The organism is Sinanaerobacter chloroacetimidivorans (genome assembly GCF_018128545.1).
In the GTDB taxonomy this organism is placed as follows: domain Bacteria; phylum Bacillota; class Clostridia; order Peptostreptococcales; family Anaerovoracaceae; genus Sinanaerobacter; species Sinanaerobacter chloroacetimidivorans.
In genome coordinates, this window is the sequence record NZ_JAGSND010000002.1 from 250,660 (window position 1) to 262,601 (window position 11,942).

Consider the following 11,942-nt stretch of genomic DNA (forward strand, 5'->3'; position numbering starts at 1 on the left):
CTAAAGCTGTGGCAAAAGATAGCGTTTCGTAAACGAAACCTCGTTATATTCCCAGATGGTCATAAATCATATCCACTGCATCGATCCTTCCGATTTTTTCGCTGGCCTTTGCCATGCCGTTCAACACTTCCTTATTATTTTTCAAACGCATAAGGATTCCAATGAGTTTTTCTTCCGTTAAGTCCTTTTCTTCTATGATAACGGCACCGCCTTTATCCGCCACGACTTTTGCATTGAAATATTGATGATTTCCGGTAACATTGGGAGACGGGATCAGGATGGAGGGCTTTCCGCAGGCAGTAATTTCCGATACGGTAAGAGCGCCTGCCCGGCTGATGACCAGATCCGCAGCAGAAAGATATTCATGCATATTGTCCGCATACTCCATGATGTTGATATGCTCGGAAGACTGAATGCCTTTTTCCTGCAGGGCATTGCAAATTCTTTCATAATATATTTTTCCGGTGATGAAAAACAGCTTCAGATCCGGTATCTGATTGAGCGCTTCCACAACACCCACCATGGTGCTGTTTATTTTCCCCGCACCAAGACTGCCGCCAAAGCAGAGAATGACAAATTCGCTGGGTTTTATTTTCAGTTTTTCCCTGCTGGTATTTCCGCTGCTGATAAAAAAGCTTTTTCGAATCGGATTTCCCGTTACCACAAGTTTATCGGCATCCTTGAAGTATTCCTTGGATTCAGAAAAACTCACAAATACTTTATCGACATATTTCTCCAAAAGTTTATTCGTAACTCCTGGAAATGCATTTTGTTCATGAATAAAAGTTTTAATTCCCATCTTGTGGGCCAGTCTCACCACAGGCCCGCAGACATATCCGCCGGTTCCGATAACCAAATCGGGACGGAATTCCTCCAGAATTTTCTTGGTCTGTCTGTTGCTCTTGATCAGATCCCTGGCTGTTTTCACGTTTTTCCACAGCTTTTTACGGTGAAATCCGCTTACGGTGATAAATTTGATATCATACCCGTTCTTCGGCACCAGATCCTTTTCCATTCCTTTTTCCGTACCAATAAATAAGATTTCCGCATCCGGATGTTTTCTTTTTATTTTATCCGCAATGGCTATAGCCGGGTAAATATGTCCCCCGGTACCGCCTCCGGTCATAATAACTTTCATCTTACCGTCCTCCTTGAAATATTCAGCAAAATTCCCATTGACCCCATAAAGAGCATCAAGGCATTCCCTCCGTAGCTGACGAAAGGAAGAGTGATTCCCGTTGGAGGCATGGAAGATGTCACAACGGCAATATTTAAAACTACCTGCAGAGCGAGCATGATGGTGATACCGGAAGCCAGCAGTGTTCCAAACATATCGGGAGCATTGATGGCAATATGAATCCCTCTCCAGATTAAAACGAGATAACAGGCAATGAGAAGAAGACAGCCTATATAACCCAGCTCCTCGCCGATAATTGCAAAGATAAAGTCATTTTGGGGTTCGGGAAGATACAAAGTCTTTTGAATACTTTTTCCAAGGCCTACGCCGAAAAGTCCGCCGGATCCCAGAGCGAGAAGAGATTGGATTACCTGATAACCGTCCCCCAGCGGGTCCTGAAAAGGATCAAGAAAACTGGTGAGTCTTTTCAGACGATAACCGCCTTCGTCGGTGAGAATCATACCGGTAATACCAACGGCACCGATTCCCACAATTCCTACCAGATATAATATATTCAGTCCGGCCACAAACATCATTCCGATAATGATACCACAGATGGTAATGGCCGTGGACAAGTTAGGCTGCAGGATAATTAAGCCGAAGTATACGCCGGAAAGGCCAAGAAGGGGCAGAACCCCCTTGGTAAAGGACCGGATCCGCTTTGGATCTTTGCTCAGATACCAGGCAACAAATATGATTACCGCAATTTTGGCAATTTCACCCGGCATCACCGTAAATTCTCCGACACCGATCCATCTTGTTGCGTAATTTCTTGTGATTCCCAAAGGAGTAAACAGTAATGCCAGTAAAAGGACGCTGGTTGCAAGAATACCCGGCGCTATTTTGGCATACATTCGGTAATCGAACATAGCACAAAAAAGCATGGCACCCAAACCGAGTGCAGCCCAAACAATATCTCGTTTCAAATAAAAATAAGGATCTCCTGAATCATTGATGGCATTATAATAACTGGAGCTGAAAACCATGATAACTCCGAAAACCACCAACCCCAGAACGATAATGGTCAACACAAAATCTCCCGACTTCATACGGGTCCTTTTTTTAGCAGCCATTTATTTCTCCAAATCCCTAACGCAATTTTTAAAATGTTCTCCCCTTTGTTCAAAACAGGTGTACATATCCCAGCTGGCACAGGCAGGTGAAAGCAATACCGTATCTCCCGGCTGTGCATGCTTGTATCCGACTTTTACACATTCGTCCATGTCCTTTGCCATGGTAATGTTGGTAAAACCTAGTCTTTCAGCAGTTTCCTTGATCTTGGGCGCGGTCTTGCCCAGCAGTACCAGATGCTTTACTTTGCCATTAAAGGCGTTGATAAATTCGTCGTACTGAGAGCCTTTGTCATAGCCGCCCGCAATCAAAATGATTCCGCCGTTTATCGCTTCGATAGCCTTGATGGAAGCATCCGGATTGGTGCCCTTGGAATCATTGACAAAACGAACGCCGTCTACTTCCCCTGAAAATTCAAGACGATGCTCGACCCCTTCAAATTCTCTCAGGGTTTTTGCAATAACATCTTTTGAAATTCCGGCATAATAGCTTACCGCTGCGGCAGCCAGCGCATTTTCCAGGTTATGAGCTCCCGGAATTTTCAATTCGTCCGCACCGCAGATATCAATATACGTACCCTCTTCATCCTTGATGACAATATCCCCATCCAGTACAAAGCAGCCCTGATCCAGAACGCTTTTTCTGCTGAAGGGAATGACTTTTGCTTTGCATTGACTGATGAGTCCATAGGATACCTCGTCATCATAGTTCACAACAAAATATTGGTTTTCATTTTGATTTTTGAAAATCATGGCTTTCGCCTGGGCATAGTTCTCCAAAGTCTTATGACGATCCATATGATCCGGTGTAATATTCAGCAAAGCTGAAACCTCTGGCTGAAAATACTTGGTTGTCTCCAGCTGGAAGCTGCTGGTTTCCGTCACCATCCAATCCTCTTCGGAAGAGCATAAGGCTTTGGAAATGACTGCAACTCCCACATTTCCAACCACATGGGTTTTTCTGCCGGCATTTTTGAAGATTTCTCCAACCAGTGTCGTGGTTGTGGTTTTACCGTTGGTTCCTGTTATCGCAACATATTTGCCCTTGCCTACCCGGTAGGCGATCTCCAGTTCACCGATGACCTCCGCGCCTGCTGCCTTTGCCTTCTGGACAAACTCGATATCCAATGGCACGCCAGGGCTGATGACCACCATATCCAGGTTATCGGTCTCATCCGGTTCCATTGCAAAATAGCAAGTTACATTCTTGTTGCGAAGAAACTGAATTAACTGCGGGTCGATATGCTCTTCCCGTTTTTTATCGTAGACAGAAACCACAGCGCCCAACTTTAAAAGAGCTTGAGCAGCTGCAATTCCTGATTTTCCCAAACCTACTACCAGTACTTTTTTGTTTTCCAAATGATTCATTTTATCCCTTCTTTCCTGCTTAGACCACCAACAAACTGATTGCGCATAAGACAAAGGTAACCATCCAAAACACCCCAACCACCTTGGTCTCCTTCCATCCGGACAGCTCAAAGTGATGATGCAGCGGTGCCATTTTAAAAATCCTTTTTCCTCTGAGCTTAAAGCTTGCTACCTGTAAGACAACCGAAAGCGCCTCTGCAACGTAAACGCCGCCGGCAATGGGTATAATCAGTTCGATGTTCATCATGATGGCAGCAGCCGCAATGCCTCCTCCCAATGCCAAAGATCCGGTATCCCCCATAAAGACTTTCGCCGGATGCTTGTTAAACATCAGAAATCCAAAGCAAGCTCCTGCCATGGCTGCACAAAATATAGCCGTTGTGGTAAATCCATAAGTCGTTCCCACCAAAGCCAGAAACAGTGCGACAATCAAAGTCACTCCCGAAGCCAAACCATCCAGCCCGTCTGTGAGATTTACACTGTTTACCATGGAAACCACCACAAAAGAAATAAATGGTATGTACCAGATGCCAAAGTCCAGATACATATTTACAAAAGGAATAAATACGGATGTGCCATAGACGGAAACCCTGGATTGATACAGCGCCAGGCATGCTGCAATGATGATTTGCAGCAAAAGCTTCTGCTTTGCAGTCAATCCCAGATTTCTTTTCAGGGAAACCTTTACAAAATCGTCTATAAATCCCAGGGCCCCAAAAGCGACAAAGGCGACAATAATAATGACCAAATCCGTTGTAATTTTTCCTGCGGTAAAACAGGTAATCAAAACAGCACCAATGATAGCAATGCCTCCCATGGTGGGAGTTCCTGATTTTACCATATGAGATTTAGGTCCTTCTTCCCGAATGCTCTGACCTGCTTTGATGCGTTTCAGAACGGGTATCGTCAGCGGGGTTCCGATTACTGTTATAATAAACGCAATTGCTGTTGTTATTCCAATTTGTAAATATTCCATGCTTCGTTCACTCCATTATTCTTTTCACTACTTGATCCATTGCCATGCCACGTGAGCCTTTCAGCAATATAACATCACCAGATGATATCATACTACCAATGTCCTTCATCAGCAACTCCTTTGTCTCGTAATGAATCACTTTATTTTTTTCCAGTTTTGTAAGTGCGCCCTCGGCAATATGCCTGGCAAGGCTGCCCACCGCGATGACAAGATCCACGCCTTGCTCTCCTGCATACTGTCCGATTTCATAATGGAATTGTTTTGTTTTTTCTCCCAGTTCGAACATATCTCCAAGGATTGCGATTTTTCTGACTCCGATAGTGGAGATCAGCACATCGATAGCCGCCCTCATGGAATCAGGGCTGGCATTATAGGTGTCATCGATGATCTTCATCCCGTTTTTTCCTTTAATATTGAGACGTTTATCGGTAATCACCATCTTTTTTAATCCCTCTGCCGCTTCTTTCATGGAAATGCCAAGACAGGCTGCGGCAGCAACGGCAAGAACGCCGTTATAGGCATTGTGCCTTCCCGGAACAAACAGTCTGAAATCCTGAAGCTCTCCCTTATGTTCCACAGCAAATTCAATGCCGTCTTCGCCGTGATCTCGGATGTTCGAAAGTATAAAACTGCTCCTTCCCGTGGATCCGGCAGTAATCAGGCGATAATTTCCTTTGGTTTTTTCTTTGGAAAGCAACTCCAGATCTTCATTGACAATCAGGATATTGTCAGATTGGAAATAATTCGTTATTTCCAGCTTTGCCTTCAGGATATTTTCTCTGGAACCCAGATTCTCAATGTGAGAGGCTCCGATATTGGTGATGATGCCAATATCCGGTCTGACGAGATCCGCCAGCAGGTCAATTTCCCCGAATTCACTCATGCCCATCTCAAAGACTGCAGCTTCAGTTCCTTTTTCCAGTGTGAAAATGGTAAGGGGCAGCCCGATGTGATTATTAAAATTGCCGATATTTCTTGCAGTTTGATATTTTTCAGATAAGATCCAATAGAGCATTTCCTTTGTTGTGGTCTTGCCCGTACTGCCTGTGACGCCTACTTTTTTTAGTTCAAACAGAGACAGGTAGTACGCTGCCAGATCCTGAAGCGCTTTTGTGGTATCCTTGACAAGGATTACATGAACGGTATCCTTTGCTGCCGGGAGTTCCGGTTCTTTTGAAACCACCACGGCACTGCATCCTTTTTCCACAACTTCAGGAATAAAGACATGGGCATCATGGTTCTCACCTAAGAGCGGAAAAAAAACATCCTTCGGCGTCACTTTTCTTGAATCAATGGACACACCTTCTATTTCTCCCTTCCCTGTACCTCGGATCAGGGTTCCGTTAACCGCTTTTACGATTTGCTCTATTGTTATTCTCATCATATCATTCACCGTCTTCTATAATTTTTTTTACAACTTCCCGATCGTCAAAATGGAACTTTTTGGCTCCTATGATTTGGTACGTTTCATGACCTTTTCCTGCTATCATTATTATGTCTCCTTTTTGACAGATGGAAACAGCTTTTTTGATTGCTTCATAACGATTTTCTATGATTTCATAACGACATCCCGTGTCATAGATTCCCGCTTCAATTTCAGCAGCAATGTCCTCCTGTTTTTCCGACCGGGGATTATCGCTGGTTATGATACAATAATCACTGTATTTTCCTGCCGCAGCACCCATCAGCGCCCGCTTTTTTCTGTCCCGGTCGCCTCCGCAGCCAAAGACACAAATGAGTCTTCCCTTTTTAAATTCGGATGCGGTTTTTAGAACTTTTTCCAATGCATCCGGCGTATGGGCATAATCCACGATCACTAATTTGCCTTTGCTGTTTTCAACAAGTTCGAACCTTCCGGGAACTCCTTTTAAGCTTTCCAGTCCCTTTTGAACGGTTGAACAGGATATGCCTGCCGCTCTGGCACAGGCAAGAGCAGCAAGACCATTGTATATCGTAAATATACCAGGAGTGTTCAATTTCAACGATTCTGTCTTATCCATATGTTCTATCACATTGATTATAGAACCTTTTTCTGTGGTTTCCAGAATTTCTCCATAATACTCTGCTTTTCTATCCTTTAAAGAATATCCAAGCGTAACTGTCTCAGGTCTTGTTTCTTTCAATTCATGGTAAAGCCTCTTCCCGTGTTCATCATCAAGATTGATCACATTTGCTTTTTCTGTAAGATAAAAGAGCTTCTTTTTCGCTATAAAATATTCTTCCGTACTATTATGAAAATCCATATGGTCCGGCGTCAGGTTTGTGAATATGCCATATTCATAGTGAATATCATCCACTCTGCCCATGGCCAGTGCATGAGAAGACACTTCCATGACACAATGTTCGATTCCTTCCGATTTCATTTCATAGAACATTTTCTGAAGATCACAGGATTCCGGTGTCGTATTCACAGCTTCGTATTTTCTTTGGCCGAAACGGTATCCTATGGTTCCCAGCAGTCCGCAAGTCTTGCCGTCTGCCTCCAGGATACTTTGCATCATATAGGTGATGGTGGTTTTTCCATTGGTTCCTGTCACACCGTAAAGATGCACTTTTTTTGAGGGATCCCCGTAAAAGTTCAAAGCCAGTTTTGACAGTATTTTTCTGGTATCCTGAACCTGTAACACCGGGGTGGATACCCGTCCGGGATCTTCCTCACAAATGATAACAGATGCGCCCCGAGAGGCTGCATCCGCAGCATATATATGGCCGTCTGTATGGTATCCTCTGATACAGACAAAGGCATTTCCTTTTTCTATTTGACGGGAGTGATTGGTTACCCCAGTAACTTCGATATCTTCAAAGTTCTCCGGGCATTTTTCATCGGTGCCATGTAATAGATGAATCAATTTCACTAGCTGGTCCCCCTTCGCTGTTAAATTCCTTGATTCTATCTGCACCTAATTTTTATAAAGGTAAACGGTCCCTCCCTGAGGCATTTTTTCTCCAGCCTTTGGATATTGGTCAACTACGGTAAAATCTTCCCCATCTGAGTTGGCAGGGGAAATTGCATAATTAAGGGATGATTTTGAAATCAGATCAATTGCTTCACTAAACAGCTTATTGGTTACATCGGGAACCACTGCAAGTTGATTTTGCATGCTCTCGATTTCTTCCTGGCTGTACGAAGGCTGTATATTTAAATATCTCAAAGTCTCCTCAAGGATCAGCTTAACTCCCGGTGCAGCAGTCTGGCTCCCGAACTTGACACCCTTCGGATTGTCTACGACAAGCAGTATGGCTATTTGAGGGTCATCCATAGGAGCCATCCCGATAAAGGAGGAGTAGGTTTCATTGCTGTAACCGCCGCCTTGTGCTTTATTGGCTGTTCCTGTTTTTCCTCCGATTCGATACCCGGGTATCTTTGCGGTAGCACCGCCTCCTTCTCCTACTACCGCTTCCATAATCAGGCACATTTCTTCTGCGGTCTGCTTGGAAACCACCTGTCTGACCACCTTGGTATCAAAGCTTTGGATTACATTTCCGTCGTCATCTCTCAGTTCTTTTACCAATCTTGGCTGCATCAGTTTTCCTTCATTGCCCAGGGCAGATACGGCAGTGATTAGCTGAATGGGCGTTACTGCAATACCTTGACCGTAGGACATGGTAGCCAGGCCAACGGGTCCGGCAGTATCTTCATTCTGAAGAATGGCATAGCCTTCTCCAGGATAGTCAATTCCTGTTTTATCACGGAGACCAAAGAGCTCTAAATAATCATAATATTTATCTGCTCCCACTCTCTGTGCAAGGGTAACGAAAACGGGGTTGCAGGAATTCCCTACAGCCTCCACTAAATTCTGAGCACCGTGGGGGTTGTAGGATCTCCAGCACTTCAATTTCTGACCGGCTACCATAATGGAACCGGTGCAAACAAACCGGTCATCCAGTGAAGTGACGCCTTCTTCCAGAGCGATGGCTGTCGTAAGAAGCTTAAAGGTGGAGCCCGGCTCGTATGTATCGCTGACCATGGGGTTTCTCCACATAGCATTCCAGTAATCCAGTTTTTCTTTATCCGAAAGGCTATCCACATAAGCAGCTGCTTCCGGATTCAGTGGTACCCTTGGATTGTTGGGATCAAAATCCGGAGTCATACCCATGGCTAAAATATCCCCGGTTTTCGGGTCCATCATAATGGAAATTACACGATCTGCCTGGGTATTCGCCTGTACGGTTTCCAAAGCTTTTTCCATGTAATGCTGAATGACTTCATCTATAGTAAGAACCAGATTCAAGCCGTTTTCTGCCTGAAAATATTTTTCTACTCCATAAGAGAGGCTGTCACCGTCTCTGTCTGTATTTTTGATCCATCTTCCGGGTACACCGCTTAAATATTTATCGTATTTCAGTTCCAGGCCGGACAATCCTCGGTTGTCGTCCGTGGTGCTTCCGATGAGATGGGAGGCAAAGGCGCCGAGAGGGTAATATCTCTTCACATCCTCCGCAATTTCAATTCCCTTCAGTCCCTGTTCCCGAATCTTATCGGCCTTCTCCTTATCTACGTATTTTGCCACCTTTACAAGACTTCTGTTCTGACTGATGGTTTCTAAAACTTTATTTTTATCCATCTCCAGTATTTCTGCCAGTACTCCGGCGGTCTTATCCAGCTGTGCGGCCGACTTTTCATCAGAGTCAGCATTTTTAATGACACCGGGCCTTGCCCAGATGCTGTTTGTTACTGCGCTGATCGCCAGTTCCTTTCCATTCCTGTCATAGATGACACCTCTTTTAGCAGGAATGGGTACGTCTCTTGTCTGCTGTTCTACAGCCATTTTTGAATATTTTTCACTGGCGACCACCTGGATCCAGCCCACTCTGAAGGCTAATGCCGTACACAGCAGGCATACACAGAGAAAAACAAATACCAATCTTCTTTTATTTTTATTCGTTGAGGGTGACATTTTCGATTCTCCTTATAGCAAGTAAATAGGTCTGTCAGATTCCAACTGTAAATTAGCCCGCCCAAATTAAGAGACAAATGGTTCAGTGCTAATAAAAAACCAGATTACATCCTTACTTCCATAATTTAGTTATCTGGTTACTTTCATCTATATGCAATTATTCGTGCGATTTGTTGAATTCTACTCTATTATATATGGATATCCTTAATTATATGCCTGCTCCTTCAAGACTAATGCAAAATCCTTCACAGTTTCCTTATTTTCATCAATAAATACAAACTGGCTTGAAGCCGGATATACCATACCCAATTCTGCTGTAGCTTTTGCTTCAATCACTTGAATATTATTCGCACTCTCGATCTTTACGTTCAGATTTTCGATCTCACCCTGAATCACCGCATTTTCTTTTGCTAAGCTGTTAATATTGAATTTAATACTCGCCGCATAGGCAGTTGCTAAAATCAATCCAACGCAGAGGGCTCCCATAAATACGGTTAACAGCAATAATCGAAATCTATCTTTTGCCGATAATTTTGAACTTGTATTCTTAACTTTTGTAATGTTTTTCTTCTCAGTCTTCGGTTTCATGTCAAGACCATATCGTTTATAGCTGTCTTGATATTCGTACCATTGTTCCGCTGCCATCATAAGAATTTACCCCTTCTTTTCAATCACTCTCAGTTTTGCGCTTCTTGCTCTCGGATTGATTGCCAGCTCCTGCGGAGTCGGCAAGATCGGCTTCCCGCTGATCTTTTTTACGTCTGCTGTTTTTCCGCATACGCAAACGGGAAACTCTTTCGGACAAGTGCATGGATTCGCTCTCTGATTAAATATGTCTTTTACAATTCTGTCTTCCAGTGAGTGGAAAGTAATGATGCATAACCTTCCTCCGTCCTTCAAAACGTCAACAAATTCATCTACAGCCCGTTCAAGCTGAGAAAGTTCATCGTTGACTTCAATTCGGATCGCCTGAAAGGTTCGTTTTGCCGGATGAGGGCCTTCCCTTCTGGCGGATGCCGGTATGGCTGCTTTAATGATGTCCACCAGCTCCGTTGTTGTCCGGATCGGCTTCTTGCTGCGTTCTTTTACGATAAACTCACTGATCCTGGATGCCCATCTTTCTTCCCCATATTTTCTGATGATATCCGTCAATTCTTTCTGGCTATACTCATTGACAACCACTTCGGCTGTAAGAGTATCCCCTGCATTCATCCTCATATCCAATGCAGCAGTCTGCATATAGGAGAAGCCTCTTTCCTGATTATCGAGTTGGAAGGATGAAACCCCTAAGTCCAAAATCGCTCCGTCAATCTTTTCAATCCCCTGTTCTTCTAAAACGTCTTTGATATTCGCATAATTGTTCTGCGCAAATATCTTTTGGCATTGGAAGCCTTCCAAACGCAAGGCTGCCGCATCAATAGCGTCATGATCTCTGTCAATGCCTATAAAAATCCCCTTTTGATTTAATTTTTCACAAATTCCAGAGGCATGTCCGCCACCGCCCAGGGTTCCATCCACATATACTCCATCCGGATTTATTTTTAAATTTTTAATGGATTCGGAAAACAGTACCGAGGTATGTTTAAATTCCATCGTCATCCCTATATTCCAAACTCGGCCATTTTTTCAGCAATTTCATCCGGCCCAAGATTGGTCCCTTCATTATAGTTGTCCCATTCCTGCTTGCTCCAAATTTCTATTTTGCTTAAAACTCCGATTGTTACTAATTCTTTATCTATTTTTGCGTGTTCTCTTAAATTTTGCGGAATGGTGAGTCTGCCCTGCTTGTCCACCTCGCATTCTACAGCGCTGGAAAAGAAGTATCTCACAAAGGCTCTGGCATCCTTATTGGCTACCGGAAGATTGACCAGTTTATCCTGGAATTTATTCCATTCTTCCATAGGATAAATGTAGAGACAATTGTCCAATCCTTTGGTTAGAATGAACTTGCTTCCAAGCTGATCCCGAAATTTGGACGGAACAATGATTCTGCCTTTCGTGTCTATGGAGTTTTGATATTCACCAATAAACATGAGACAATTCCCCACCATAAATTTTGATTTATCACCACTATACTCCACTTCACTCCACTTTTCAACCACCAGACAACAAAAATAAGCAAAAATTATAACTTTTTATTGAATTTGTACTAAGGAAAATTTATCCATTAGAGTTAAATCACAAGATATTGTATTCACAAAAAAATTCGCCAACAAAATATTGGCGAAAGGAATGAAAGGGATCCAATAAAAAGGATCGCCTTATCGGCAAAGCATTTTGAGGAATTTCAATACTTATAAATTTAATGAATATAGTTTTCAGCAAGCATTTATAATGTAAGGCGAAGAAAAGCACCTGATTATGGAATAGTTTGCTTTTCTGTCTGAAAACCAACGAATTAAATTTACATAAGTATCAGTTCTGAAAACAGCTTTGCCGATACGGCTATCCTT

Annotated in this window: 10 protein-coding genes; all 10 read right to left on the reverse strand. The window is 43.4% G+C overall.

Annotated features, from left to right (window positions below; all coding sequences use genetic code 11):
* Window positions 1-43: 43 nt before the first annotated feature.
* Window positions 44-1,138 carry an undecaprenyldiphospho-muramoylpentapeptide beta-N-acetylglucosaminyltransferase gene (gene murG / locus KCX82_RS04220; protein ID WP_227017194.1) on the reverse strand — a complete coding sequence of 365 codons (1,095 nt, stop codon included), beginning with the start codon at window positions 1,136-1,138 and terminating at the stop codon, window positions 44-46.
* On the reverse strand, window positions 1,135-2,250 hold the full coding sequence (ftsW, locus tag KCX82_RS04225; protein WP_227017195.1) for a putative lipid II flippase FtsW: 1,116 nt from the start codon (window positions 2,248-2,250) through the stop codon (window positions 1,135-1,137). Before ftsW ends, murG begins: the two co-directional genes overlap by 4 nt.
* A complete protein-coding gene (gene murD / locus KCX82_RS04230) occupies window positions 2,251-3,615 on the reverse strand; it encodes a UDP-N-acetylmuramoyl-L-alanine--D-glutamate ligase (RefSeq protein WP_227017196.1) in 1,365 nt (454 codons plus the stop codon).
* Between the two features lie 19 nt (window positions 3,616-3,634).
* Window positions 3,635-4,591, reverse strand: coding sequence for a phospho-N-acetylmuramoyl-pentapeptide-transferase (mraY, locus tag KCX82_RS04235; RefSeq protein ID WP_227017197.1), 957 nt, complete (start codon window positions 4,589-4,591; stop codon window positions 3,635-3,637).
* 7 nt (window positions 4,592-4,598) lie between these two features.
* Window positions 4,599-5,975 (reverse strand): UDP-N-acetylmuramoyl-tripeptide--D-alanyl-D-alanine ligase, encoded by a 1,377-nt coding sequence (locus KCX82_RS04240; protein ID WP_227017198.1) that lies wholly within the window; start codon window positions 5,973-5,975, stop codon window positions 4,599-4,601.
* 1 nt (window position 5,976) lies between these two features.
* Window positions 5,977-7,446: a UDP-N-acetylmuramoyl-L-alanyl-D-glutamate--2,6-diaminopimelate ligase gene (locus tag KCX82_RS04245; RefSeq protein WP_227017199.1), complete on the reverse strand. Its 1,470-nt coding sequence runs from the start codon at window positions 7,444-7,446 to the stop codon at window positions 5,977-5,979.
* A 45-nt stretch (window positions 7,447-7,491) separates the two neighbouring features.
* Window positions 7,492-9,489, reverse strand: a complete 1,998-nt coding sequence (locus tag KCX82_RS04250; protein WP_227017200.1) for a penicillin-binding transpeptidase domain-containing protein — start codon at window positions 9,487-9,489, stop codon at window positions 7,492-7,494.
* A gap of 204 nt (window positions 9,490-9,693) precedes the next feature.
* Entirely contained in the window at window positions 9,694-10,137 is a 444-nt protein-coding gene (locus tag KCX82_RS04255) for a hypothetical protein (protein ID WP_227017201.1), read from the reverse strand.
* A 6-nt stretch (window positions 10,138-10,143) separates the two neighbouring features.
* The gene (gene rsmH, locus KCX82_RS04260; protein ID WP_227017202.1) at window positions 10,144-11,082 is read right to left on the reverse strand and encodes a 16S rRNA (cytosine(1402)-N(4))-methyltransferase RsmH; all 939 of its coding nucleotides are present in this window, start codon (window positions 11,080-11,082) and stop codon (window positions 10,144-10,146) included.
* An 8-nt stretch (window positions 11,083-11,090) separates the two neighbouring features.
* Window positions 11,091-11,522: a division/cell wall cluster transcriptional repressor MraZ gene (gene mraZ, locus KCX82_RS04265; RefSeq protein ID WP_227017203.1), complete on the reverse strand. Its 432-nt coding sequence runs from the start codon at window positions 11,520-11,522 to the stop codon at window positions 11,091-11,093.
* Window positions 11,523-11,942 lie beyond the last annotated feature (420 nt).

Bases quoted from the DNA above. Each gene is read 5' to 3' on its own strand.
- murG (WP_227017194.1), bottom strand. From the start codon at position 1,138: ATGAAAGTTATTATGACCGGAGGCGGTACCGGGGGACATATTTACCCG.
- ftsW (WP_227017195.1), bottom strand. From the start codon at position 2,250: ATGGCTGCTAAAAAAAGGACCCGTATGAAGTCGGGAGATTTTGTGTTG.
- murD (WP_227017196.1), bottom strand. From the start codon at position 3,615: ATGAATCATTTGGAAAACAAAAAAGTACTGGTAGTAGGTTTGGGAAAA.
- mraY (WP_227017197.1), bottom strand. From the start codon at position 4,591: ATGGAATATTTACAAATTGGAATAACAACAGCAATTGCGTTTATTATA.
- KCX82_RS04240 (WP_227017198.1), bottom strand. From the start codon at position 5,975: ATGATGAGAATAACAATAGAGCAAATCGTAAAAGCGGTTAACGGAACC.
- KCX82_RS04250 (WP_227017200.1), bottom strand. From the start codon at position 9,489: ATGTCACCCTCAACGAATAAAAATAAAAGAAGATTGGTATTTGTTTTT.
- KCX82_RS04255 (WP_227017201.1), bottom strand. From the start codon at position 10,137: ATGATGGCAGCGGAACAATGGTACGAATATCAAGACAGCTATAAACGA.
- rsmH (WP_227017202.1), bottom strand. From the start codon at position 11,082: ATGGAATTTAAACATACCTCGGTACTGTTTTCCGAATCCATTAAAAAT.
- mraZ (WP_227017203.1), bottom strand. From the start codon at position 11,522: ATGTTTATTGGTGAATATCAAAACTCCATAGACACGAAAGGCAGAATC.